This is a genomic window from Pantoea sp. MHSD4, assembly GCF_021043305.1.
Classification (GTDB): domain Bacteria; phylum Pseudomonadota; class Gammaproteobacteria; order Enterobacterales; family Enterobacteriaceae; genus Pantoea; species Pantoea eucalypti.
On sequence record NZ_JAJNDH010000001.1, the window covers coordinates 248891 to 272566 of the forward strand.

Here is a 23676-nt window from a genome sequence, read left to right on the forward strand (position 1 = left end):
TTGCAGGGCATTGCGCCGGATTTGCAAAATCTTGCGCATTTTTATCCTCCGTCCCAATGTGACCTGTTCTCTGTCCCTTACAATCCGTAAACTGACCTTCTGTTTTATCTGAACTGATACTTCGATGCGTACCTACCAGACCTTTGAAATGCTGCAACGTCACAAAGCGCAACTGCGTGACCATGTGCATCTTAATAGTGGCATTCAGCTGGCAGCCTGGTTCAACAGCGGCGATCGTGTGACTAATCTCAGCGATCATCACACGCTGAGCCTCTACGTGGCGGGTGGCTACGACACCTGGCATAAAACCCCACACGGCTGGCGTAACGGGGGCGCACCGGATCGCTTCTGTCTGATGCCGGCAGGCACGGAATCAACCTGGGATCTGCGAGCCGATCTCGCCTTTGTGCATCTCTATTGCAGCGAAAACCAGCTGCGGCAGCTGGCCGAACGGGTCTGGGACCGCAGCCCGGCGCAGTTAAATCTGCATGAAAAAATCTTTTCCACTGATGACCGCATTACCCAGCTTTATCGGCACTTTCTTCTGAGCAGTGACTGGCGACAGCCCGCAAACCAGCTGGTGCTGAGCAGCGCATCCACACTGCTTCTGACCCATCTGTTGCAGCACTACAGCGAAGTCAGGTGGCAACTGCCACAGGTGCGTGGCGGACTGGCGCCGGCGGTATTACGACGTGTTCTGGAATTTATTGAAACCCATCTCGACCAGCCTTTAACTCTGGCGGTGCTGGCGCAGGAAGCGGCACTGAGTGAGTTTCACTTTGCCCGTATGTTCCGTCACACCACGGGCGAAGCGCCGCATCAGTTTGTGATGCGCCGTCGTATGGAGCGTGCACGAACGTTGCTTGAGCGACCTGACCTGACGCTGACCGACATTGCTTTTCAGTGTGGATTCCACTCTTCAGCACACTTCAGTCATCGTTTTCGTCAGGTTTATGGCATGACGCCTTCGGCGTGCCGGCGGGGGAGTTGTTAAAATTTCTAAACTTGCCGCTATAGATACTGATTTCAAGCCACACTGAATAACCAGCCCTGGATTACCATTTAGCCAGTCGGCAATGATTCTTCAGAGCATTAAAACTTTTTTGAGTTCTGGCTTAACATATGAGTCTTAATTTTCATTAATGCTTCATGAATGTGTCAAGACTGTCTCATCGGATTAAGAGTTATACTTTAAGAAACATTCTTATGGGCAGATAAAATATGAAGGTGCCAATCTTGATGGACACCTTAAATAAAAAGCTTCGGAACGTGTTAAACCATCCAATGTTCTTGAGATATTACAGTTCTTTGTTACCTTTAATATCCCACCCTGACTGAGTTTCAGCGCCTTTGCCGCCACTCGCAGACTGTTCCCAATACTGTGTTCTGACTTTTGATGCCTGGAACTGATATGAGACTCCGATAAGGTCACGATTTGTAGTGCCATTGAAAACCACATTAGTGATAAGGACGTCTTCAAGCGTAATGCGACAGTACTCAATCTGGCTGCCTCCGGCTTTACATACTGAAAGCTCAACTTTGGCGACATGTTTGCCGTTGGATACGTAGCGCATTATCGCTGGCGTAGCTTTGTCAATAAGTGCCTGAACCGACAGGTCCCGGTACTGAACTTTTCCTGCGCCACCACCGCCTCCAGCAGACATGTTCCCTGGTTGGTTTGCACCCCAGGTGAAAGATTCAATAGCAATCCAGCCTTTATGGTTACTATCCAGTGATTCGCCTGTGATGCCATCGATTTTTAAGAAGATGTCTGTACTCATAGCTGGTCCTTTTGCTTTCCCTGCGCAAGGGAATCTGATTAAATAAACTTAACGATACGTATAATGACATAAAGGCACAGTCATGGACTACTGGAAACCAGACCGATTCAAGGATTACTTTCTGACTATGGCTAATGCTGAAGCTAATCAGCTGCTTAGTACGTCAAATCACTTATCTTTGATTCACTTGTCTGAGGGTTACAACAGGATTCAGTTTCAGGACGAAGTGAAGATTTTCGTTAATGCTCAGATTGATACGATTCGAACAGGTGCCAGCGATGATGAATGCCAGCAATGCATTCAAAACCTGAAAGAAGAACATCGTAATCTCATGAGACAAGATCAACTTCTTCGTACTGGTCAGGCGGCATTGCATGCTTCAGTAAAATTCGTTCAGCAAGGTGATATCTGGGGATATATTATCGATGGTGTGGGGGTAGTACTGAGTGGATTACAGGTGGTGGCTGGGTTTGGAGTTATGGCCGCTTCAGCTGCAACCGGAAATATAATAGGGGTTGGTTTTGGTGCGATGCTCACGCTTCATGGCGTGAATGGCGTTCAGGAAGGTGTAATGAATGTTATTACAGGAAAAAATGACGCCCAGGGATTCTTGAAAGATGGTTACATTGGAGCAGCCAGGTTCTTGGGTTTTGATCAAAAAACAGGTGAAATTGCCTACAGCAGTATGGATCTTGCTCTTTCGGCCTATGGCATGTTCAGGCTGATAAGAAAACCTCAAACATTTCGACTTTTTTACTACGTAAACTCCGACTTCGTTAGGGGTATCAAAGATATGAGCCGCTTTGAATTAGGCGTGGAAATATATAATGACTATTCGGCTCTGAAATCAATTTACGATAATAAAAAATAAATCACTTTTTTCTCGTGTACCGGAATGATTTGTAGCCTAACTTCATGGGTGTGAAAATGTAAAAAATAGGAGCTATGATTAGCATTGTGATTGAGTATGAGGTAACAGCGAGGCTATCCTTGTGCATAAGCGTGTATATCCAGACTATAGCAAGAATGGCTACAAGGACCATTGAAGCAATAAAACGTATGCTAAGCTCTTTAAGTAAAGCCGGATAAGTCGTTCCACTTTTTTCAGCTTGCATTCTTAAAGCAGCAATGTCTTTCGCATTGAAACCGTTTTCAGCAAGTTTTTCTTCAATTTCAAAAATGTTCATATCATCACCAAATTGTAGATTTATATTGATCATAACTCACATTGCTAATAATTTACCAGAAAAAATTATATTGTCATTTAAAAGGAAATGAAAGTGTTAGAGGACTCAAAATTAATTTATCCGCATTTTTCAATTATACACTATTCCCCAACGTGGATTGATGAGAGCAGGACTACTGAATTAGCTTTGGAATGGCAGAGTTCACTAGTGTCTTTTTTTATAACTCAACCTCACCGTAAACAAGAGGCCTTTTTGATCGGAAGCGGTTTTATATATCTATTAGGTGACCATATACCTTGTATTGTTACTGCTTCCCATGTAATTAAAGAGATGCAAAAAAGTGAATTGCCGTTCATATCGATTGACGGAAATAAATTTAAGTTCGAGCATCTGGAAGTATTTTTTAATGATGAACAAGATTACGCTATTATTCCTATGTCTGAAAAAATCATGAAGGCTATACCAAATAGCGTTCTTTTTGATACTAAAGTTAACAACGATTTTTTTGAGAAAACATCTTCATTTGTGATCATGGGATATCCATCAAAAGTTAATAAGTTACATAAAATGCACCCTGAGAAAGGCTTGTCGCCTTTTAATATTAATTTTCACAACTTTTTTTATGAAAGAAAAACCGAAGATATTTATTTCCATTTTATTGCTGGCGGAAAAGAAAAAAACATCTGTTTTGAGGATGCCAGTACTAATAAAACCGTTACTTCGCTTGCAGGTATGAGTGGAAGCGTGATTGCTCAGTTGATAATTAATAAATTGGACGGCGGAGTTTCTTTAAAAGCTATTGGTATATTCAAAGAACATCGACCTAAAAGAGGTAATTTTCTGGTAGGTTCTACCTTGATTGATTTTGCTGATAATCTTAATTCATACTTAAATGATGATGATGCTTAGATAGGGTTTGGGCAAATATAATTCTTATACCTTCTCGCACAGTTAAGTAGAGTTGCAAAAGCTCACTCATTAATTTGTGTAAATTAATAGTGAGTGTTTTTCATCCCTAAAAAAATCCTGATAATGGTGTGAATGATTTGTTTTTTTGATATATTTTCTGGCGCTGCAATTGAATAAAATAGCTTTCCTTCGGGATTTTTCTAAGAATTTCTATTGTAGATTGATGCGTTAGGTTACGGTGACACTTTCCAGTTACCATCGTTTTTAATGAATTTAAATTCAGCTACAGTTTGCTTCTCGCCCATCATGGGTAGTTTTATATCAGTATCCACTTTGCAAAGGTATTTCCCTTTTTCCTCTGACTCCTTACAGGAAACCTTATCAGCTTGGTTTAGAGTCGTGAGCATGTCTTTGCTATTCTCACCGAATCGCTGTCTGGTTTGTGCGCTCAATGTTGTCCTGCATAGCTTTCTGGATTTCGGAAGAGGAGGGTTTGCTGTCGCAGCCGGTAAGCAAAACTGCTAAAGACAGGGCTGCAACTGTTGAAAATCTATTCATTTTTAATTCCTTATATGATTTTGGTGCTCATTATTTTGCTATGGATTTGTTGAGGATCTGGTCGAAAATTTCACATCACTGCTTTAACTGCATTTCCTTATCGCGGATCCCGCGTTCATGGGGATGTCCTCATGTGGCTTATGAAGACATTACTAACATCGCGGCGTGTTTATCAACGGGGAGCAGGTCAAACCTCAGGATAAACACCGAGAGCAAGAATCTTTTGTTTGCTGCCAAAGCGATACTGAAAACGCCAGTATTTGGAACCGTGTGGGGGTAATAAAAAGATGCATACCATTACCGTCTGTCATTTTGACAGGCTTCGCAGCAGCCTTTGAATTCCTTACCTTTAACTCAGTGAGTGGCATAGTAAAAAATCTCCGGCTGATGGTATCTGCATTATCGAACCAAACATACTAACAATTATACCAACATAACACTGTGGATTTTGTGAGCCTGCTGGAGACGCAGGTAGACTATAGAATTGAATTAACTTACTGAACGGAATGGATAAAGTTGACGTTGAGAGACAGGCATATGGTGTCCCCTGCAGGAATCGAACCTGCAACTAGCCCTTAGGAGGGGCTCGTTATATCCATTTAACTAAGAGGACAGCGGCGTGCAGTATAGCGAAACAGTCCTGAAAATTCACCAGGTTGCCGCGCGTTTGCTCATTCCGCCAGCAATCCCGGTTTTCTGCACTGAACGCAGTTAAGCACGGACGCGTGCAGACTGTTCACGCTGAAAAGATTCTCCGCTTCAGCCTGACGGTTTGATCTCAATATCAAAGGTTCAGCCAGCATGCCTGAAAGGCAGACAAAACCGGTAAATCAGCCTTGTCTGCCCTTGCCATTTATTCCGCGTTTTCCTGCTCTTCACGCTGGCGGCGTTTTTCCTGCTTCCGCTTCTCAGCTTTTGCTTTGGCCACAGCGGCTTCACTCATGTCATTGCGAATCTGTGCATGGCTGATCAACGCAAAAATCAGGGTGCCGCCAGTGATGTTGCCGAGCAGCGTCGGCAGGGCAAACGGCCACAGGAATTCATGCCAGCTAATGCTGCCGTTAAACACCAGATAGAGCACTTCTACTGAGCCCACGACAATGTGCGCCAGGTCGCCCAGCGCAACCAGCCAGGTCATCATCACAATCACCAGCAGTTTCGCGCCGCCCGCAGAGGGGAACATCCAGACCATGGTGGCGATAATCCAGCCGGAAATGACCGCATTGGCAAACATCTCGCCTGGCGTGTTTTCCATGACCTTCATGCTGATGTCGGTAAACGCCTGGCGGGTGGCCTCGTCAAAAATCGGCATCTCATTGAAGGCCAGCGCACCCAGCGCTGTACCAATCAGGTTACCCAGCAACACAATGCTCCATAACCGTAACAGCAGGCCCGTGTTACCCCAGGTGGGTTTGTGCATCACCGGTAATACGGCGGTAACGGTATTTTCGGTAAACAGCTGCTGGCGCGCCATAATGACGATAACAAAACCAAAGGTATAACCGAGATTTTCCAGCAGGAAAGCGCCCGGTACGCCATCCAGATGTACCTTAAATATCCCCTTAGCCATCAGCGAGGCGCCCATGGACAAGCCCGCAGCAATAGCAGACCAGAGCAGCGCCATCCCGTCGCGCTCCAGCTCCTTTTCCCCATCCTGGCGAATCTCTTCATGAATCGCAGCCGCGCGGGAGGGTAAAGCCTCCTCATCAACTTCGATGTCAGTGCCCTTGTCCTTCTCTTCGCTCTCTACGTCGTTAGGACCCTGCTCATTACCTGATGAAGGCTTCATATTTTCTCCTGGTGATAGTGCTGTAACGTTATAAGCGTAGCCGTTTTTTATTTGCCGGAAATGTAACGTCCGATGCGAATAAGCGTAACAACGTTTTTCGGAACTGCATTTTTATTCAGACTGCTGATGAAAACGCACGAATAATCCCTTACCAGCGAAACTGAGCGCTGGCTCACACTTCGGCCCACAGCAACATTGTGGTAATATCCCGGCCACTTTTAGCTGGTGCGACTCCCCCTTCAATGCTGGAAATCATTACACTCACTTGTGCATACGACGAACGGTCGCTGTTCCGGCGGCTCTCATTTCGCGTATCCGCAGGTGACATTGTGCAGATTGAAGGCCCCAATGGTGCCGGTAAAACCTCGTTGCTGCGCCTGCTGGCCGGGCTGAGCCGTCCTGAAGAGGGTGAAATACGCTGGCAGCAGCAGTCAATCCTGCGTCAGCGTGAAAGCTGGCATCAGGCGATGCTCTATCTGGGTCATCAGCCCGGCGTCAAAGGCGTGCTCACGCCACTGGAAAATCTGCGCTTTTACCATCCCGATTGCAGTAATGCGCAGATTTTTGCTGCGCTGGAAAGTGTCGATCTCACGGGCGACGAAGAGGTGCCCGTCAGCCGGTTGTCGGCAGGACAGCAGCGTCGGGTAGCGCTGGCACGTCTGTGGCTCAGTCAGGCTCGCCTATGGATTCTTGACGAGCCGCTGACCGCCATCGACAAAGCGGGTATTGAAAAATTAATGGCGCAGTTCGCCCGGCATGCCGATAACGGCGGTGCAGTGATCCTGACCACCCATCAGGATTTGCCTGCAGAGGCAGCGCGGGTGCGTAAAATTCGCCTCGGCGATGTGGAGGCAGAGTGATGCTGTTTCGCCTCATCCAGCGTGAATTACGCATCGCCTTTCGTGGCGGCGCGGATGTCGTCAATCCACTCTGGTTTTTCCTGATCGTCATTACCCTGTTTCCTTTAGGTATCGGACCGGACCCGCAACAGCTGGCTCGCATTGCACCGGGCGTTGCCTGGGTTGCTGCGCTGCTGGCGTCGCTGCTGGCGCTGGAGCGTCTGTTCCGTGATGACTTCAGCGATGGCTCGCTGGAGCAACTGGTGTTGCTGCCGACGCCGCTGCCGGTAACGGTTATCGGCAAAGTGGTGGCGCACTGGCTGGTCACTGGCGTGCCACTGATTATCCTGTCGCCGCTGGCCGCGCTGCTGCTGTCACTGGATTTTAATGGCTGGCGGGCAATGGCCCTGACGCTGTTGCTGGGTACGCCAACCCTGAGTTTTCTCGGTGCGATTGGCGTGGGTCTGACGGTGGGTTTACGGCGCGGCGGCGTGCTGCTGAGCCTGCTGGTATTACCGCTGGCTATTCCGGTTTTAATCTTCGCCAGTGCGGCGATGGAGGCGGCCAGTCAGGGGTTGCCGATTGGCGGCTATCTGGCGATTCTTGGCGCTATGTTGATGGGCAGTGCGACACTCGCGCCGTTTGCTACGGCGGCGGCGCTACGCATCACGTTGCAATAGCCACTTTGCAATAACCGCGCGTACAAGACGCGGCAACACTCTTTTATCGTTAATGTGAGCATTTGATATGTGGAAAGCGTTACATCAGCTGGCCAGACCCGAACGGCTTTATCAGTTTTCGGGGCGACTGGTTCCGTGGTTCGCCATCGCCGGGCTGGCGGCGTTGCTGCTGGGCTGGGTCTGGGGATTTGGATACGCACCCGCTGACTATCAGCAGGGCGACAGCTTCCGCATCATGTACATTCATGTGCCCGCTGCGATGTGGTCGATGGGGGTTTATGCTTCAATGGCCATCGCCGCCTTTATCGGCCTGGTGTGGCAGATGAAAATGGCCGATCTGGTTTCCGCCGCCATGGCTCCGGTGGGTGCGGTTTTTACCTTTATTGCGCTGGTCACCGGCTCGGCATGGGGCAAACCGATGTGGGGCACCTGGTGGATCTGGGATGCCCGCCTCACATCAGAGCTGGTACTGCTGTTCCTCTATATGGGCGTGATTGCGCTGTATCACGCTTTTGATGACCGCCGCACCGCAGGCCGGGCCGCGGGTATTTTGATTCTGGTCGGCGTGGTCAATCTGCCGATCATTCACTTCTCAGTGCAGTGGTGGAATACCCTGCATCAGGGCTCGTCGGGCATTCTCCAGCAGGCGATTGCGCCGGTTATGCGCACGCCGCTGCGCTGGGCAATCCTCGGTTATCTGCTGGTCTTTATTACGCTGACGCTGATGCGACTGCGTAACCTGATTCTGTTAACCGAACGTCATCGTCCCTGGGCGATTGATGTGGCGAAGCGGGGGGAGCAGGCATGACTCCAGCCTTTTCCTCCTGGCACGCCTTCTTTGCGATGGGCGGTTACGCTTTCTACGTCTGGCTGGCAGTGGCCTGCACGTTGCTTTCACTGATCGGCCTGACGCTGCATACCCTGTTACTGCGCCGCCGTTTGCTGGCGGAGATTCGCCAGCGTGACGCACGTGAACGTCGCATCCGGGCAGCAAAATCGAAAAAAGCCGCGACTGAAGCGGCAGGAGAGAAGTTGTGAATATCCGTCGACGCAACCGCCTTTATGCGGCCCTGGCGATCCTGCTCGGTCTTGGCCTGGCCACCGCGCTGGTGATGTATGCGCTGCGCTCAAACATCGATCTCTTCTATACCCCAGGCGAAATCCTCTACGGCAAAGGGGAGGCGCACGAGAAGCCCGAAGCGGGACAGCGGCTGCGCGTCGGTGGCATGGTGATGCCCGGCAGCGTCCGGCGCGATCCGAAAACGCTGGCTGTGTCGTTCAAACTTTATGATGCGCGTGGTGTGGTCAGCGTCAGTTTTGAAGGGATCCTGCCGGACCTGTTCCGTGAAGGGCAGGGCGTTGTCGCGCAGGGCGTGCTGGCGGCGGGCAACCAGGTGATCGCCAAAGAGGTTCTGGCAAAACATGATGAGAAATATACGCCGCCGGAGATTGAAAACGCGATGAAGAGTGATCAAACCGGCCCGCAGTCGCGCTATCAGGTGGGAAATAAATCATCATGATGCCCGAAATCGGAACCTTTCTGCTCTGCCTGGCGCTGGGCCTCTCCCTGTTGCTGAGCAGCTATCCACTGTGGGGCGCGGTGCGCCAGGATGCCCGCCTGATGGCGATGGCGCGTCCGCTGGCCTCGGGTCTGTTTGTCTGTATCGCTGCGGCGTTTGCACTGCTGGTCTGGGCCTTTATCAGCAACGACTTTACCGTTGCCTATGTCGTCACCAACTCTAATAGCCTGCTGCCGGTTTACTATCGCATCGCCGCCACCTGGGGCGCACATGAAGGATCGCTGCTGTTGTGGGTGTTGCTGCTGAGCACCTGGACACTGGCGGTGGCGATATTCAGTCGCGGTATGCCGCAGGATGCGCTGGCACGCGTGCTGGCAGTGATGGGGATGATCAATCTTGGCTTCCTGCTGTTTATCCTGCTGACGTCGAATCCGTTTGGCCGCACGCTGCCGGACTTCCCGATAGACGGCCATGACCTGAATCCCATGCTGCAGGATATCGGCCTGATCTTCCATCCGCCGCTGCTCTATATGGGCTATGTCGGCTTTTCGGTGGCCTTTGCGTTTGCCATCGCCTCACTGATGGCTGGCCGGCTGGATACCGCCTGGGCGCGCTGGTCACGCCCGTGGACGACCGCGGCCTGGGTCTTTCTGACCATTGGCATTGTGCTGGGATCGGCGTGGGCCTATTACGAACTGGGCTGGGGCGGCTGGTGGTTCTGGGATCCGGTTGAAAATGCGTCGTTTATGCCGTGGCTGGCGGGCACCGCTCTGATGCACTCGCTGGCGGTCACTGAAAAGCGTGGCACCTTCAAAGCGTGGACTGTGCTGCTGGCGATTACGGCGTTTTCGCTGAGCCTGCTGGGGACGTTCCTGGTGCGATCCGGGGTGCTGGTGTCGGTGCATTCCTTCGCCTCCGATCCGGCGCGCGGGATGTTTATCCTCGCGTTTCTGGTGATTGTCATCGGCAGCTCGCTGCTGCTTTACGCCATTAAAGGCGGGCAGGTGCGTGGCCGGGTACAGAATGAAACCTGGTCGCGCGAATCATTTTTGCTGGGCAATAATGTGCTGCTGATTGCCGCAATGCTGGTGGTCCTGCTCGGCACGCTGTTGCCACTGGTACATAAGCAACTGGGGCTGGGCAGCATTTCGGTCGGCGAGCCGTTCTTCAACACCATGTTCAGCTGGCTGATGGCGCCGTTTGCGCTACTGATGGGAATCGGACCGCTGGTGCGCTGGCGTCGCGATGAACCGCAAAAGCTGGCAAAACGGCTGGCACTGGCGCTGATCGTGACTCTGGCCTGTTCCATGATCATTCCCTGGTGGTTGCAGGATCGCATTGAGGCGATGACCGTGGTTGGCCTGCTGATGTCGCTCTGGATTATTGTACTGACACTGCTGGAGCTGCACGAACGCGCCACCCATCGTCACCCGTTCTTTGCCGGATTACGTCATCTGTCACGCAGTCACTGGGGCATGGTGCTGGGCCATCTGGGCGTAGGGGTCACGGTGATTGGCATTGCATTCAGCACGCAGTACAGCGTGGAGCGCGATGTGCGGATGAAAGCAGGCGATAGTGTCGATATTCATCACTATCACTTTGTCTTCCGTGGTGTGCAGAATCTGCAGGGGCCGAACTACAGCGGCGGCATGGGTATTATTGATGTCACCCGCAACGGCAAACATGAAGCAACACTGCAGGCGGAAAAACGCTTTTACACCGCTGCCCGCACCATGATGACTGAAGCGGCGATCGATGGCGGTTTCAGCCGCGATCTCTATGCGGCGCTGGGCGAAGAGCTGGATGATGACAGCTGGGCCGTGCGCATTTACTACAAACCCTTTGTTCGCTGGATCTGGTTCGGTGGCGCACTGATGGCGCTGGGTGGCCTATTCTGCCTGTTCGATCCCCGCTACCGTTCGCGCAAAAAAGCGGAAACGGAGGCGCGGACATGAATAAGAAAATCCTGTTCATTCCCCTGATGCTGTTTCTGCTGCTGGCGGCGGCGCTGCTGTGGCAGCTGACCCGCAATGCCGAGGGTGACGATCCGACCCGACTCGAATCTGCGCTGATTGGCAAACCGGTGCCGCTGTTCCGGCTGGAAGCACTGGATCAGCCGGGCAAAATCTACGACCAGCATGTGCTGACGGATGGCAAGCCGATGTTGCTGAATGTCTGGGCGACCTGGTGTCCGACCTGCCGCGCAGAGCATCAGTATCTGAATACGCTGGCGGAGCAGGGCATCCGCGTGGTGGGGCTGAACTACAAAGACGATCGACGCAAGGCCGTTAACTGGCTGAACACGCTGGGCAATCCCTATGCGCTGAGTCTTTATGATGGCAACGGTATGCTGGGACTCGATCTCGGTGTCTATGGCGCGCCGGAAACCTTCCTGATCGACGGCAAAGGGATCATTCGTTATCGCCATGCGGGCGATCTGAATGCGCGTGTCTGGGAGCAGGAAGTGAAACCGTTGTGGATGAAATACAGCGCGGAGGCGGGATCATGAGAACGCTGTTACTGCTCTGCGGCCTGCTGTTCAGCATCAATCTCTGGGCGACCATCGACACGCTGCAATTTGACTCGGTAGCCCAGGAAGAGCAATACCGTGACCTGACTGCGTCGTTGCGTTGTCCGAAATGTCAGAACAACAGCATCGCCGACTCGAATGCCATGATTGCCGCCGACATGCGATTAAAGGTCTACGAGCTGATGAAGCAGGGCCAGAGTCGCCAGCAGATCATCGACTATATGGTGGCGCGTTACGGCAATTTCGTCAGCTATTCGCCACCGGTCACGCCCTCCACCCTGATTCTCTGGGCGGGCCCGGCGCTGTTTGCGCTACTGGGCGGCGCGGTGATCATCCTGCGCAGCCGTCAGCGTAAAACCCGCAGCGAGCTGGATGAAGATGAGCAACAGCGTCTTAATGCGCTACTGAAGTCAGACAGGAAGCCGTAATGAGTGCATTTTGGATCACCCTTTTTCTGTTACTGCTGGCAGCCTGCACGCTGTTTATGGCGGCGGGCTGGCGGCAACGTCAGGCCAGCACAGGCGATCGCGATCGTCTTAATCAGCGCTTCTACCATCAGCGCATAGATGAGCTGGCGCAGGATGAAGCGCAGGGCGTGGTCGCTGAACGTCCGCTGATGGAGCGGGAATTACAGCAGACACTACTGGCGGATATTCCGCCGTCACAGGCAATGCAATCACACACCAGCAGCCGCTGGATTTTGCTGCCAGGCCTGATTGTACTGATTGCGGTCTCGCTGGGCACTTATCTGAAAACCGGCGGCCTGGCACAATTCACTGGCTGGATGCAGGTGCAGCAGGCGTATCCTGAGCTGCGTGCCCGTCTGATGGACCCTGGCGCTAAACCGCTGAGCATGGAAGAGCTGGCGCGTTTAGAGCTCGGATTGCGTACCGCGTTGCAAACAGAACCGGATAATCTGGCCGACTGGACGATGCTGGGGCGGCTCGGCATGGTGCTGAATAATACAGAGATCGCCAGTCAGGCCTTTGAGCATGCTTTACAGCTGGCCCCCAACGATCTGGCGCTCAAACAGGATTATGCAGAGGTTCTGACGCGATCTTCTGACCCGCAGGATAACCGGCAGGCGTCACTGCTGCTGCAATCATTGCTGAAAGCAGATCCGCACAACCTGCGGACGCTGAGCCTGCTGGCGTTTAATGCTTACGGACAGCAGCAATACGATCAGGCTATCGACGCATGGCAGACGCTTTTAGCTCTGTTGCCTGCCGATGACAAGCGGCACGCGATGATCGCCCGCAGCATTGAAAAGGCCAGAAGTGAGGCAGGGCAGCAGAGTCGTCAGCTGGCGCTGACCGTGACGCTGACACCTGAGGCAGAAAAAATGTTACCGCCAGACGGAGTGTTGTATATTTCGGTTTCTGACGGGGATTCACCCGTGCCGGTGGCGGTTAAGCGGATGCCGCTGAGTCATTTCCCGCTGACGCTGACGCTGGATGACAGTAACGCCATGATGCCAGATCGCCTGCTTTCGGCGCAGCATCAGGTCGCAGTAAGGGTGCGCGTTTCACGCGATGGCAGCGCCAATCCGCAGCCGGGTGACTGGCTGGGGCTGAGCGCCGTAACGCCCTGGGATGGGCATCAGTCCATCGCGGTAGAGATCAATAAGCAGCTTCCCTGAACGTAAAAATTGATAATGTTAACAATGATGCGTGCCATTGCCTGCTGCCTCTGGCACAAAGTCAGCTATGCTCATCGGGTAAGCCGATTCGACTCCGGGCTGTGACCTGAACGATGGGTAGACCTTTTTCATCCGCACAGGGAGATTGGAATGAATTATCGCCTGACCAGCCTGGCTGTGGCCAGCGTCCTTCTGGTGGGTTGTGCCAGTTCAAAGCCCGCGAATAGCGATCCTGCCGGGCGCAGCGATCCATTCGAAGGCTTTAACCGCACGATGTTTAACTTTAACTACAATGTGCTGGATCCGTATGTGTTACGTCCGGTCGCTGTCGCCTGGCGCGATTATGTGCCGGTTCCGGCACGTACCGGCCTGAGCAATTTCCTTGGCAACCTGGAAGAACCTGCCAGCATGGTCAACGCCATCCTAGTGGGTGACGGGCGCGATGCGGGTATTCACTTTACCCGTTTCTTCCTGAACAGCGTGCTGGGCCTGGGCGGTTTCATTGACGTTGCCGGTAAAGCGAACCCGGAACTGGCGCGTGAAGAGCCGCACCGTTTCGGTACTACGCTGGGTCATTACGGCGTTGGCTATGGTCCTTACGTTGAACTGCCTGCCTATGGCAGCTTTACGGTTCGTCAGGATGGCGGCGACTACGTTGATACCCTCTATCCGATTCTTGGCTGGCTGACCTGGCCGATGTCGATCGGTAAATGGACGCTTGAAGGGATCGAGACCCGTGCGCAGCTGCTGGATTCCGATGCGATCCTGAAACAGCAGAGCGATCCTTACGCCTTTATTCGTAACGCTTACTTCCAGCGTCACGACTTCCTGGCGCGCGGTGGCAAGCTCAAGCCGGAAGACAACCCTAACGCAGCCGCGATTCAGGATGACCTGAAGGATATCGACGCGCAGTAAATGCAGGATCCCCTGCCTGCGTGTCGCTGTGTTTTTCTGCAGAGCGCACAGCAGCTGAAGTGATGGGAGCATACGCCCGGAACAAAGCATCGCGGGCCATGGATAAAAACGCCGGGAGCGTTTTTAAACAACGCAAAGCGTTGGCCCGGCAGCGGGCGCATCTCAGGGATGAGGTGCGTAATCGCCCACGCTGAGCAGTCAGGTATGGCGGGTTTTGCGTCTTTGCAAAGGGCGCATGCTCCCTGAGCCAGCCAGCGACCCGCCGCCACAAAAAAGGGCGACTCACCAGAGTCGCCCTTTTTGATCGTGCTATTTCATCAGAACTTGTAGTTAAAGTTCGCGCCGTAAAGCCAGGCCTTACCTTCAGAGGTAAAGGTATAAGGACCTTCTTTCACCGTCACTTTCTGTCCGTGCATATAAGAGATGCCTAAATCAACAGAGGCATTATCGTTAAAGGCATAAGAGGTACCGGCACTTAGCCACAAACGATCCTGGTCCGGAATAGAGATAGAACGCTTATCTGCTGGCACCGGGCTGTCATCAAACGCAATACCGGTACGGAAAGTCCAGTTCTTGTCGTAGGAATAGGTCGTGCCCAGCGCAATGCGGTACGCATCGTGGAAGCTTTCATCTTTATAGAACAGCGTCTGGCCGTTTGAACCGGTCGCTTTCAGCTCCTGGAACTGACTCCAGCTGGTGTACGCCAGGCTGTAGTGAACCGCCCACTGCGGTGCCACTTTATGCCAGCCCGACACTTCCCACATCTCCGGCAGATTCAGAGTTAATGCCCCCGGAACGGTCGTGCCGTTGGTGCCATCAGGAACACCGGTCACGGTCGGATCATTAAACGCATTCAGCCGTGATGAGAGGTTGCTCTTATAATCGCCATCGAAATCAATTTTAACTTCTGAACGGTAGGTAAAGCCGAAGCGGTTATTTTCATCCACTTCATACAGGACACCGGCATTCCAGCCGTAGCCCCACTTATCGCCTTTCAGATGGGCCACCTGGGTATCAGCCGGAATACCCAGCCTCGCGCCTGATTCACCTGCATAGCGTTCAATTTTGGCTTTGGCGTAAACCGCATCAAAACCCACACCCACACTAAAATGATCATTCAGACGATAGGCGGTGCTGAGATTGAAATTGCCGGTCATCAGGTCGGTTTTACCCCCGTAACCGCCTGCGGTGTAGCCATTATTAAACTCTGTGGCTAAGCCATAATTTGACGTTGCAGATGCGCCAATCCACCACTGATCGTTAATAGGCTGAACGTAATGAATATTGGGGATCCACTGATTCGGGGCAATATTATTGGCATCCAGGCTGCGTCCGCTGGGACTGCGACCACTGATGTTGACATCTGGCGCAATATAAACCGCACCGAGTGAAAATTCAGGACGATCCATTAATGCCATCGTCGCCGGGTTACGGCTGGCTGACGCCGCCGTATCGCCCATTGCCCCTTCGCCTGAATATGCGCGACCTAAACCAATCGTAGAGAATTCATTTAACTGAAATCCAGCTGCGTAAACGTGTGAAGAGACAAGCGCCACTGCAGCCGCCACGGCTGACTTTGCAAACAGGTTTTTATGGTTCATGACCACAACCTCATGTGAATTATTATTTAACGCTATAACGTCGCGTAACAAAGGACGGCGGATTGTAGGGACTGATGTAAAGCGCACATATCAGACCAGTGCGGAGAGTATAGGTCCGACCTGTGTGCATGTTGCAATATTGTTTTTCAAATATTTCAGAATTGATCGCTTAAAATTCGATCTGCTTAACAAAACAGCCCTAATTCTGCACAGCATACCGATTCCAGTTTGTTCTGGATCAATTTTTATTGTGATATTCGTCACTTAGGGCCATACGCGTGGCGCATTTTTGGGCAAGCAGGTAAAATTTCGGTCATAAAATCGCGCAAACCGCCAGAATGCTGGTCAGGAGAATGAAATGACTGATGCCATTAAAAAATGCAGTGCGACCGAAACCGCAGCCTGTTGCTGTGTTGATGTGGGCACAGTGATGGATAACACCGATTGCACTGCAAGCTGGTCAGAATGGTTTGCTCAGCGTGCCGATGCGGAAGCGAAATTAGCGCAACTTACCCAGCGCGCGCGTGAGGTTGAATCAGAACCCTGTGTGATTGAATCGCGCTTCAGCGAAGTAAATCAGGGCGTACAGCTCGATGTCGATTTCACCTTCAGCTGCCAGGCTGAAACCCTGATTTTTCAGCTCGGTTTGCGTTAAATCTCTAAGCGCCGCGTACATGCGGCGTTTTTCATTTTCGTGTTTCCCTTCGCACTTTTTCCTTTCCGATATTGGCGGCTCACCCGCTTGTGGTTAACACTGATCAGGTCAGACCTCTTCAGGCAATGATGCCACAGTCCCAGCCACAGGTGAGAATAATGAGCAAAGCGCAGCCGCTGCTGACGCGTGATGGTGAACGCATCGCAATAACCCATGGGTTACGCACCCCTTTCCTGCGCCAGGCGACCGGCTTTCATGGCATTCCCGCCATTGAACTGGGACGTATGGTGGTCAGCGAATTAATGGCGCGCAGTGAACTTCCCGCTGAAGTGATAGAGCAACTGGTCTTTGGGCAGGTCGTGCAGATGCCGGAAGCGCCGAACATTGCGCGGGAAATTGTTTTAAGCAGCGGGCTGAATGTACATACCGACGCTTACAGTGTCAGCCGTGCCTGCGCCAGCAGTTTTCAGGCGGTAGCGAATGTGGCAGAAAGTCTGATGGCGGGCACCATCTCTGCGGGCATCGCGGGTGGGGCTGACTCCTCTTCAGTGCTGCCAATCGGTGTCAGTAAAACGCTGGCGCGTGCGCTGGTGGATCTCAATAAAGCCCGCAGCGTCGGGCAGAAACTGCAGATCCTGCGACGTCTGCGCCCACGCGATCTGCTGCCGGTGCCACCCGCAGTGGCGGAGTATTCCACTGGCCTGCGCATGGGCGACACAGCCGAACAGATGGCGAAGAGTCACGGCATTACCCGTGAAGCACAGGATGCGCTGGCATTGCGATCCCATCAGCATGCCGCCCGAGCCTGGCAATCCGGGGTACTGAATCAGGAAGTGATGGCCGCTTTTGTGCCGCCGTGGAAAACCGCTATCGATCAGGACAATAACGTCCGTATGAATGCCAAAGCGGAGGATTACGCCCGACTGCGTCCGGCATTTGATCGCCAGCACGGTAGTGTTACTGCGGCGAACAGTACGCCACTCACCGACGGCGCGGCCGCGGTGATTCTGATGCGCGAGGGCCGCGCCCGCGAGCTAGGTATCAGACCGCTGGGTTATCTGCGCAGCTACGCTTTTTCCGCTATCGGGGTGCAGCAGGATATGCTGCTGGGTCCGGCGTACGCTTCACCACTGGCCCTGGATCGCGCTGGCGTGACCCTGGCCGATCTGACGCTGATCGATATGCATGAAGCGTTTGCCGCCCAGACGCTGAGCAACCTGCAGATGTTTCGCGATGAGCGCTTTGCCCGTGAGGTACTGAATCGTCCGCATGCGCTGGGCGAAGTGAATGAAGAGCGCTTTAACGTGCTGGGCGGTTCAATCGCCTATGGTCATCCTTTCGCCGCCACGGGCGCGCGCATGATTACCCAGACGCTGAACGAATTACGCCGCCGGGGTGGCGGGTTAGGACTGGTCACTGCCTGTGCAGCAGGTGGTCTAGGTGCGGCAATGGTTCTGGAGGCCGAATAATGGAGCAGAATGCGTTTCATCTGAAGATGCGACTGGATCACGTCGGCATCATCACGATTGATGTCCCTGATGAGAAAATGAACACCCTGAAAGCGGAATTTGCCGGTCAGATCATCGCGATTATTGCGGAGGCGCGGCGCGATCCAAAGCTGGCTGGCCTGGTGCTGATTTCCGGCAAGCCGGATAACTTCATTGCGGGTGCGGACATCAGCATGATCGACCGCTGCAAGAGCGCGCAGGAAGCTGAAGCGCTGGCAAAACAGGGCCAGGAAGTGATGGCTGCGCTCGACGCGCTGCCGTTCCCGGTGGTTGCAGCCATCCACGGTGCCTGCCTCGGCGGCGGACTGGAGCTGGCGCTGGCCTGCGATGCACGTATCTGCTCGCTGGATGATAAAACCCGCCTCGGATTACCGGAAGTACAGCTCGGCTTGCTGCCAGGCTCTGGTGGCACTCAGCGGCTGCCACGCTTAATCGGCGTGCAGCAGGCGCTGCCGCTGATTCTGACCGGCAAAACGCTGCGGGCTAAACAGGCACGTAAGCTGGGTGTGGTTGATGATGCGGTGCCGCAGGCGATTCTGCTGGAGACCGCCATCGCCCGGGTGAAAAAGGGCAAGGTCAGCGGACGAACGCTGCCGCTGCGCGACCGTCTGCTGCACGGTCCGATTGGCCGTCAGGCACTGTTTGCGCTGGCGAGCCGTCAGATAGCCGCCAAAACCCAGGGCAATTATCCGGCGGCAAACCGCATTATTGAGGTGGTGCGCATCGGGCTGGAACAGGGCAGCCGGGCAGGACATGATGCTGAAGCGCGTGCCTTTGGTGAACTGGCGATGACGCCAGAATCCGTTGCGCTGCGCGGCATCTTCTTCGCGACCACGGTCATGAAGAAAGAGCGGGGCGGAGACGCGGAGCCTGCCAGGGTGAAAAGCGTCGCTATTCTCGGCGGTGGCCTGATGGGCGGCGGCATCGCCAGCGTCACCGCCATCAACGCGGGCTTGCCGGTGCGCATCAAAGATATCAGCCTGGAAGGGGTAAACCATGCGCTGAAAACCAGCTGGGAGCTGCTGAGTAAAAAGGTTAAACGACGCCAGCTGACGCCGGCACAGCGTCAACAGCAGATGGCTCGTATCACGGGCGGCACCGATTATCAGGGCTTTTCACAGCGTGATGTGGTGATCGAAGCCGTATTCGAAGATTTAGCGCTGAAGCAGCAGATGGTGAGCGAAGTGGAAGCACACTGCCAGCCGCACACGCTGTTTGCCTCAAACACCTCTTCGTTGCCGATCGAAGAGATCGCCGCCAAAGCGCAGCGTCCGGAAAACGTCATCGGGCTGCACTATTTCAGTCCGGTCGAAAAAATGCCGCTGGTGGAAGTGATTCCCCATCTGAACACCTCAACCGCAACGCTGGTGACGATTGTGGCACTGGCACGCAGCCAGGGCAAAACCCCGATTGTGGTGGCGGACAAGCCGGGTTTCTATGTTAACCGCATCCTGACGCCTTATATAAATGAAGCGATGCGCTGCCTGCTGGAGGGCGAACCCATCGACCATATTGATCGGGCGCTGGTGAAGTTTGGTTTTCCGGTCGGCCCGATTCAGCTGCTGGATGAGGTGGGTATCGACGTCGGCAGTAAAATCAGTCCCATCCTGCATCAGGCCTATGGCGAACGCTTTGCCGCGCCGGCCGCGTTTGATGCGGTGTTGAAAGATGGCCGCAAGGGACGTAAAAACAGCAAAGGCTTTTATCGCTATGACCAGGCGCGCTGGCAGCGTAAAAAACCTGACGCCTCACTTTATACTTTGCTGAAGGTCACACCGAAAGCCAGGCAGAGTGAGGCACAGATTGCTGAACGCTGTGTCATGATGATGCTCAATGAGGCGGCCCGCTGTCTTGACGAGCAGGTGATCCGCTGCGCGCGCGATGGCGATATCGGTGCCGTGTTTGGCATCGGCTTTCCGCCATTTTTGGGTGGTCCGTTCCACTACATGGACAAACTGGGCGCGGCGGAAATGGTCAACAGATTAACCCGGCTTACGCAGCAACATGGGGAACGTTTTACACCCTGTGACGCGTTGATTGAGGCGGCTAAAAAATAGACGAAATTTTACATTTCTGCTGAAAATGGAATAACCAATCCGATTCAGCGGCTTAGAAAAACGCCGCCAGAGTGTGCGGCGCAGCATGATTCTGAGAAGTGCTTATTTAATAAACAACCGGTTGACTATACTGAAGCCATTAGGGTAAAACACAGCGTTCATTCGCAGAGTGAAGAGTCAGGCGCTACGCGTCGGGCGATGTCGACAAACAACAGCGGTGCTTTATGCAAGTTTTTATCATGCGTCACGGCGATGCGGCTCTGGAAGCAGCCAGTGATTCAGTCAGGCCATTGACCTTATGTGGCTGCAACGAATCACGTCAAATGGCCAACTGGCTTAACAGCCAGACGCCGGACATTGAGCGAGTAATGGTGAGTCCCTATTTACGCGCGCAGCAAACGCTCGCGACGGTGCGTGAAGCCTTTCCCCTGCCGGAAGGCCAGGACGTTCTGCCGGAGTTAACGCCGGGTGGCGATCCTGAGATGGTAGGGTGCTATCTGCAGGCGCTGGCGAATGAAGGCGTGAAATCGGCGCTGGTGATCTCACATTTACCGTTGGTAGGGTATTTAGTCTCTGAACTGTGCCCACAGGAAGCACCGCCCATGTTTGCCACTTCCGCCATTGCCTGCGTGGAGTTCGATCCCGCGGCAAGCGCAGGTAAATTGCTGTGGCAGGTCAGTCCCAAAAAACTGGCGAAAGCGATCTGACGTCTCTGGGCCGATCCCGTCGGCCCCCTTCATGGCAACTCAGGCGGTTGCCACTCCTCAATCTCAATCAAAACCAGCAGCGCGGCGTCACCGCCAAACATCTTCGGGGCCTGATGAAAAGCCATCACCCACGGATGCTGGGCCAGCCACAGCGGCGTCTGCTGCTTCAGAATATGCTTCCCATGACCGGTCATGACGCTGGCGCAGAACAGATGTTCACGGCGGCAGGCGGCGATGAGTGCCCCCAGCTCCTGCTTAGCCTGCTGCTGCGTTAATCCGTGCAGATCCAGGAAAATCTCCGGCGTATAGTCGCCGCGACGCAATTTTTTCAGCTCAAAGTGACTGACATCGGCGCGAACGTAACGGGTTGCCCCTTCCGTAGAAAGCAGCGGCTGAAACTCATCCGAAAAGTAGTGACTGTTGTCCGCCTGCTCTGAAAGCAGACGTTTCACCGGAATCTGGCGGGTTTTCACCGGCGCTTTGTGGACAAAGGTGTCCTGTTTTAACTGACGTGTTCCGGTCATTAACTGGCGAAACAGCGCTTGATCATCCGGGCTTAGTGGTGTTTTTTTACTCATGGCAGGTCAGTCATATCAGAAAAGGCTGTCACACAGCAGAGCCGCTACCTTACCGTTAAGTGTCATTAAATGTCAGCTTTTTCACCTCGCTGCGCTGAATTCTCCCCGGCTTCATGGCACACTACTGGCCGATTTAGCAAAAGGCCTGCGGAGGGCTACGTGGACAAAATTTTCGTCGATGAGGCAGTGAACGAACTGCACACCATTCAGGACATGCTGCGCTGGGCGGTCAGCCGCTTTTCCGCTGCCGGAATCTGGTACGGACATGGTACAGACAATCCCTGGGACGAAGCCGTTCAACTGGTCCTGCCGTCACTCTGGCTGCCGCTGGATATTCCGGAAGATATGCGTAACGCGCGTCTGACCGCCAGCGAACGTCTGCTGATCGTTGAGCGCGTTATCCGTCGCGTCAACGAGCGCATTCCGGTCGCCTATCTGACCAATAAAGCCTGGTTCTGCGGTCACGAATTCTTTGTGGATGAGCGCGTGCTGGTTCCCCGCTCACCCATTGGCGAACTGATTGAGAACCGCTTTGCCGGTCTGGTCAGCACGCCGCCGCGTCATATTCTGGATATGTGTACTGGCAGCGGCTGCATCGCGATTGCCTGCGCCTATGCCTTCCCGGAAGCGGAAGTGGACGCCGTGGATATCTCCACCGGTGCGCTGGCCGTCGCCGAGCAGAACATTGAAGAGCATGGGCTGATTCATCAGGTGACGCCAATTCGTGCTGACCTGTTCCGCGAGCTGCCACAGCTAAAATACGATCTGATCGTCACGAATCCGCCGTATGTGGATGCGGAAGACATGGATGATCTGCCAAACGAATATCGCCACGAACCTGAGCTGGGTCTGGCGGCAGGCAGCGATGGCCTGAAGCTGGTGCGCCGTATTCTGGCGTGTGCACCTGACTATCTCAGCGAGCAGGGCGTTCTGGTCTGCGAAGTGGGCAACAGCATGGTGCACATGATCGAGCAGTATCCCGATGTGCCTTTTACCTGGCTGGAATTCGACAACGGCGGTGACGGCGTCTTTACGCTGACGCGCCAGCAGATTGTCGACGCACAACACCATTTCTCTTTTTATAAAGACTAAAAGTGGGGCGAAGTATCGCCCGCCAAACCCTGAGAAGGAAACAGCATGGCCGGAAACAGCATCGGGCAATTTTTTCGAGTAACCACCTTCGGCGAGTCCCACGGTCTTGCGCTGGGCTGCATTGTTGACGGCGTGCCGCCAGGCATCCCGCTGACCGAAGCCGATATTCAGCACGATCTCGATCGCCGTCGTCCTGGCACATCGCGCTATACCACGCAGCGCCGCGAGCCGGATCAGGTGAAAATTTTGTCCGGTGTGTTTGAAGGCGTGACGACCGGCACCTCAATTGGCCTGCTGATTGAGAACACCGATCAGCGCTCGCAGGATTACGGCGCGATCAAAGATCTGTTCCGTCCGGGCCATGCGGATTACACCTACGAGCAGAAATATGGTCAGCGCGACTACCGTGGCGGCGGCCGCTCGTCGGCGCGCGAAACCGCGATGCGTGTGGCGGCGGGTGCCATCGCCAAGAAATACCTGCAGATGAAACACGGTGTGGTGGTGCGCGGCTATCTGTCACAGATTGGTGATATCGCCTGCGAGCTGAAAGACTGGAGCATCGTAGAAGAGAACCCGTTCTTCTGCCCGGATGCTGACAAGCTGGAAGCGCTGGACGAACTGATGCGCGGCCTGAAAAAAGAGGGCGACTCCATTGGCGCCAAAGTCACTGTCATGGCTGAGAACGTGCCACCAGGCCTGGGCGAGCCGGTCTTCGACCGACTGGACGCCGATCTGGCGCACGCGCTGATGAGTATCAATGCCGTCAAAGGCGTCGAAATTGGCGACGGCTTTGCGGTGGTAAACCAGCGCGGCAGTCAGCATCGCGACGAGATCCGTCACGATGGTTTCCAGAGCAATCACGCGGGCGGCATTCTGGGCGGCATCAGCAGCGGTCAGATCATCAGCGCCAATGTGGCGATGAAACCGACTTCCAGCATCACCGTGCCGGGTAAAACCATTACCCGTGATGGCGAAGAAGTGGAGATGATCACCAAAGGTCGTCACGATCCCTGCGTGGGGATCCGTGCCGTGCCGATCGCGGAAGCGATGATGGCGATCGTGCTGATGGATCATCTGCTGCGCCAGCGGGCGCAGAACGGTGATGTTAACAGCTCCGTGCCGCGCTGGTGA

Annotated in this window: 25 protein-coding genes, 1 tRNA gene and 1 pseudogene; 19 read left to right on the forward strand and 8 right to left on the reverse strand. The window is 53.8% G+C overall.

What is annotated here, in order from left to right; translation table 11 throughout:
* The first annotated feature begins 124 nt into the window (after positions 1-124).
* Positions 125-994, forward strand: a complete 870-nt coding sequence (locus LQK91_RS01205; protein WP_105098941.1) for a helix-turn-helix domain-containing protein — start codon at positions 125-127, stop codon at positions 992-994.
* Positions 995-1298: 304 nt separating this feature from the next.
* Here LQK91_RS01205 and LQK91_RS01210 read toward each other — a convergent pair whose 3' ends face one another.
* On the reverse strand, positions 1299-1781 hold the full coding sequence (locus tag LQK91_RS01210) for an Hcp family type VI secretion system effector (RefSeq protein WP_008926507.1): 483 nt from the start codon (positions 1779-1781) through the stop codon (positions 1299-1301).
* Between the two features lie 82 nt (positions 1782-1863).
* Here LQK91_RS01210 and LQK91_RS01215 point away from each other — a divergent pair, with 82 nt between their 5' ends.
* Complete coding sequence (locus tag LQK91_RS01215) at positions 1864-2652, forward strand: DUF4225 domain-containing protein (protein ID WP_008926506.1); 789 nt, start codon at positions 1864-1866, stop codon at positions 2650-2652.
* A gap of 1 nt (position 2653) precedes the next feature.
* Here LQK91_RS01215 and LQK91_RS01220 read toward each other — a convergent pair whose 3' ends face one another.
* Complete coding sequence (locus LQK91_RS01220) at positions 2654-3001, reverse strand: hypothetical protein (RefSeq protein WP_105098942.1); 348 nt, start codon at positions 2999-3001, stop codon at positions 2654-2656.
* Positions 3002-3061: 60 nt separating this feature from the next.
* Here LQK91_RS01220 and LQK91_RS01225 point away from each other — a divergent pair, with 60 nt between their 5' ends.
* Positions 3062-3877 (forward strand): serine protease, encoded by an 816-nt coding sequence (locus tag LQK91_RS01225; RefSeq protein ID WP_146257612.1) that lies wholly within the window; start codon positions 3062-3064, stop codon positions 3875-3877.
* Positions 3878-4110: 233 nt separating this feature from the next.
* On the opposite strand, the gene LQK91_RS01230 is transcribed toward LQK91_RS01225, so the two are convergent.
* The 4 genes and pseudogenes from LQK91_RS01230 to LQK91_RS01245 form a co-directional block, all read right to left on the reverse strand.
* Positions 4111-4329: a hypothetical protein gene (locus tag LQK91_RS01230; protein ID WP_050540853.1), complete on the reverse strand. Its 219-nt coding sequence runs from the start codon at positions 4327-4329 to the stop codon at positions 4111-4113.
* A 296-nt stretch (positions 4330-4625) separates the two neighbouring features.
* Positions 4626-4803 (reverse strand): annotated as a pseudogene (locus LQK91_RS01235) (Arm DNA-binding domain-containing protein); the annotation flags it as partial.
* Positions 4804-4973: 170 nt separating this feature from the next.
* A tRNA-Arg gene (locus LQK91_RS01240) sits at positions 4974-5048 on the reverse strand.
* A 240-nt stretch (positions 5049-5288) separates the two neighbouring features.
* Entirely contained in the window at positions 5289-6224 is a 936-nt protein-coding gene (locus LQK91_RS01245; protein WP_105098944.1) for a formate/nitrite transporter family protein, read from the reverse strand.
* A gap of 242 nt (positions 6225-6466) precedes the next feature.
* On the opposite strand from LQK91_RS01245, the gene ccmA reads away from it, so the two are divergent.
* The 10 genes from ccmA (at position 6467) to mlaA (ending at position 14347) form a co-directional block, all read left to right on the forward strand.
* Positions 6467-7084, forward strand: coding sequence for a cytochrome c biogenesis heme-transporting ATPase CcmA (gene ccmA, locus LQK91_RS01250; RefSeq protein ID WP_008926501.1), 618 nt, complete (start codon positions 6467-6469; stop codon positions 7082-7084).
* Positions 7084-7743, forward strand: a complete 660-nt coding sequence (ccmB, locus tag LQK91_RS01255; protein ID WP_008926500.1) for a heme exporter protein CcmB — start codon at positions 7084-7086, stop codon at positions 7741-7743. Before ccmA ends, ccmB begins: the two co-directional genes overlap by 1 nt.
* Before the next feature lie 67 nt (positions 7744-7810).
* Positions 7811-8551 (forward strand): heme ABC transporter permease, encoded by a 741-nt coding sequence (locus LQK91_RS01260; protein WP_008926499.1) that lies wholly within the window; start codon positions 7811-7813, stop codon positions 8549-8551.
* Positions 8548-8781 carry a heme exporter protein CcmD gene (ccmD, locus tag LQK91_RS01265; RefSeq protein ID WP_039659712.1) on the forward strand — a complete coding sequence of 78 codons (234 nt, stop codon included), beginning with the start codon at positions 8548-8550 and terminating at the stop codon, positions 8779-8781. The genes LQK91_RS01260 and ccmD overlap by 4 nt, the downstream gene beginning before the upstream one ends.
* Entirely contained in the window at positions 8778-9263 is a 486-nt protein-coding gene (ccmE, locus tag LQK91_RS01270; RefSeq protein WP_008926498.1) for a cytochrome c maturation protein CcmE, read from the forward strand. The genes ccmD and ccmE overlap by 4 nt, the downstream gene beginning before the upstream one ends.
* Positions 9260-11218 (forward strand): heme lyase CcmF/NrfE family subunit, encoded by a 1959-nt coding sequence (locus LQK91_RS01275; RefSeq protein ID WP_008926497.1) that lies wholly within the window; start codon positions 9260-9262, stop codon positions 11216-11218. Before ccmE ends, LQK91_RS01275 begins: the two co-directional genes overlap by 4 nt.
* Positions 11215-11772: a DsbE family thiol:disulfide interchange protein gene (locus LQK91_RS01280; RefSeq protein WP_003853089.1), complete on the forward strand. Its 558-nt coding sequence runs from the start codon at positions 11215-11217 to the stop codon at positions 11770-11772. Before LQK91_RS01275 ends, LQK91_RS01280 begins: the two co-directional genes overlap by 4 nt.
* Positions 11769-12221, forward strand: coding sequence for a cytochrome c-type biogenesis protein (locus LQK91_RS01285; RefSeq protein ID WP_003853088.1), 453 nt, complete (start codon positions 11769-11771; stop codon positions 12219-12221). Before LQK91_RS01280 ends, LQK91_RS01285 begins: the two co-directional genes overlap by 4 nt.
* A complete protein-coding gene (ccmI, locus tag LQK91_RS01290) occupies positions 12221-13432 on the forward strand; it encodes a c-type cytochrome biogenesis protein CcmI (protein ID WP_003853087.1) in 1212 nt (403 codons plus the stop codon). Before LQK91_RS01285 ends, ccmI begins: the two co-directional genes overlap by 1 nt.
* Before the next feature lie 150 nt (positions 13433-13582).
* A complete protein-coding gene (gene mlaA, locus LQK91_RS01295; protein WP_003853085.1) occupies positions 13583-14347 on the forward strand; it encodes a phospholipid-binding lipoprotein MlaA in 765 nt (254 codons plus the stop codon).
* A gap of 317 nt (positions 14348-14664) precedes the next feature.
* Here mlaA and fadL read toward each other — a convergent pair whose 3' ends face one another.
* Entirely contained in the window at positions 14665-15948 is a 1284-nt protein-coding gene (fadL, locus tag LQK91_RS01300) for a long-chain fatty acid transporter FadL (RefSeq protein ID WP_008926495.1), read from the reverse strand.
* Between the two features lie 358 nt (positions 15949-16306).
* Between fadL and LQK91_RS01305 the strand changes: the two genes are divergently transcribed.
* The 4 genes from LQK91_RS01305 (at position 16307) to sixA (ending at position 20875) form a co-directional block, all read left to right on the forward strand.
* Positions 16307-16603, forward strand: coding sequence for a YfcZ/YiiS family protein (locus LQK91_RS01305; protein ID WP_003854289.1), 297 nt, complete (start codon positions 16307-16309; stop codon positions 16601-16603).
* 158 nt (positions 16604-16761) lie between these two features.
* The gene (gene fadI, locus LQK91_RS01310) at positions 16762-18072 is read left to right on the forward strand and encodes an acetyl-CoA C-acyltransferase FadI (RefSeq protein ID WP_105098945.1); all 1311 of its coding nucleotides are present in this window, start codon (positions 16762-16764) and stop codon (positions 18070-18072) included.
* On the forward strand, positions 18072-20168 hold the full coding sequence (gene fadJ / locus LQK91_RS01315; RefSeq protein ID WP_105098946.1) for a fatty acid oxidation complex subunit alpha FadJ: 2097 nt from the start codon (positions 18072-18074) through the stop codon (positions 20166-20168). Before fadI ends, fadJ begins: the two co-directional genes overlap by 1 nt.
* A 224-nt stretch (positions 20169-20392) precedes the next feature.
* Positions 20393-20875: a phosphohistidine phosphatase SixA gene (sixA, locus tag LQK91_RS01320; protein WP_033763107.1), complete on the forward strand. Its 483-nt coding sequence runs from the start codon at positions 20393-20395 to the stop codon at positions 20873-20875.
* A 29-nt stretch (positions 20876-20904) separates the two neighbouring features.
* Here the strand turns inward: sixA and smrB are convergent, their stop codons facing one another.
* On the reverse strand, positions 20905-21453 hold the full coding sequence (gene smrB, locus LQK91_RS01325; protein WP_031590577.1) for an endonuclease SmrB: 549 nt from the start codon (positions 21451-21453) through the stop codon (positions 20905-20907).
* Positions 21454-21612: 159 nt separating this feature from the next.
* On the opposite strand from smrB, the gene prmB reads away from it, so the two are divergent.
* Both prmB and aroC read left to right on the forward strand, forming a co-directional pair.
* A complete protein-coding gene (gene prmB, locus LQK91_RS01330) occupies positions 21613-22545 on the forward strand; it encodes a 50S ribosomal protein L3 N(5)-glutamine methyltransferase (protein ID WP_008926490.1) in 933 nt (310 codons plus the stop codon).
* A gap of 45 nt (positions 22546-22590) precedes the next feature.
* Positions 22591-23676, forward strand: a complete 1086-nt coding sequence (gene aroC / locus LQK91_RS01335; protein WP_078804626.1) for a chorismate synthase — start codon at positions 22591-22593, stop codon at positions 23674-23676.

Coding starts and splice junctions, on each gene's coding strand:
- LQK91_RS01205 (WP_105098941.1), top strand. CDS start 125: ATGCGTACCTACCAGACCTTTGAAATGCTGCAACGTCACAAAGCGCAA.
- smrB (WP_031590577.1), bottom strand. CDS start 21,453: ATGAGTAAAAAAACACCACTAAGCCCGGATGATCAAGCGCTGTTTCGC.
- mlaA (WP_003853085.1), top strand. CDS start 13,583: ATGAATTATCGCCTGACCAGCCTGGCTGTGGCCAGCGTCCTTCTGGTG.
- LQK91_RS01245 (WP_105098944.1), bottom strand. CDS start 6,224: ATGAAGCCTTCATCAGGTAATGAGCAGGGTCCTAACGACGTAGAGAGC.
- LQK91_RS01215 (WP_008926506.1), top strand. CDS start 1,864: ATGGACTACTGGAAACCAGACCGATTCAAGGATTACTTTCTGACTATG.
- LQK91_RS01210 (WP_008926507.1), bottom strand. CDS start 1,781: ATGAGTACAGACATCTTCTTAAAAATCGATGGCATCACAGGCGAATCA.
- fadL (WP_008926495.1), bottom strand. CDS start 15,948: ATGAACCATAAAAACCTGTTTGCAAAGTCAGCCGTGGCGGCTGCAGTG.
- fadJ (WP_105098946.1), top strand. CDS start 18,072: ATGGAGCAGAATGCGTTTCATCTGAAGATGCGACTGGATCACGTCGGC.
- LQK91_RS01280 (WP_003853089.1), top strand. CDS start 11,215: ATGAATAAGAAAATCCTGTTCATTCCCCTGATGCTGTTTCTGCTGCTG.
- fadI (WP_105098945.1), top strand. CDS start 16,762: ATGAGCAAAGCGCAGCCGCTGCTGACGCGTGATGGTGAACGCATCGCA.
- LQK91_RS01275 (WP_008926497.1), top strand. CDS start 9,260: ATGATGCCCGAAATCGGAACCTTTCTGCTCTGCCTGGCGCTGGGCCTC.
- sixA (WP_033763107.1), top strand. CDS start 20,393: ATGCAAGTTTTTATCATGCGTCACGGCGATGCGGCTCTGGAAGCAGCC.
- ccmB (WP_008926500.1), top strand. CDS start 7,084: ATGCTGTTTCGCCTCATCCAGCGTGAATTACGCATCGCCTTTCGTGGC.
- LQK91_RS01220 (WP_105098942.1), bottom strand. CDS start 3,001: ATGATCAATATAAATCTACAATTTGGTGATGATATGAACATTTTTGAA.
- aroC (WP_078804626.1), top strand. CDS start 22,591: ATGGCCGGAAACAGCATCGGGCAATTTTTTCGAGTAACCACCTTCGGC.
- LQK91_RS01305 (WP_003854289.1), top strand. CDS start 16,307: ATGACTGATGCCATTAAAAAATGCAGTGCGACCGAAACCGCAGCCTGT.
- ccmI (WP_003853087.1), top strand. CDS start 12,221: ATGAGTGCATTTTGGATCACCCTTTTTCTGTTACTGCTGGCAGCCTGC.
- LQK91_RS01260 (WP_008926499.1), top strand. CDS start 7,811: ATGTGGAAAGCGTTACATCAGCTGGCCAGACCCGAACGGCTTTATCAG.
- ccmD (WP_039659712.1), top strand. CDS start 8,548: ATGACTCCAGCCTTTTCCTCCTGGCACGCCTTCTTTGCGATGGGCGGT.
- LQK91_RS01285 (WP_003853088.1), top strand. CDS start 11,769: ATGAGAACGCTGTTACTGCTCTGCGGCCTGCTGTTCAGCATCAATCTC.
- ccmA (WP_008926501.1), top strand. CDS start 6,467: ATGCTGGAAATCATTACACTCACTTGTGCATACGACGAACGGTCGCTG.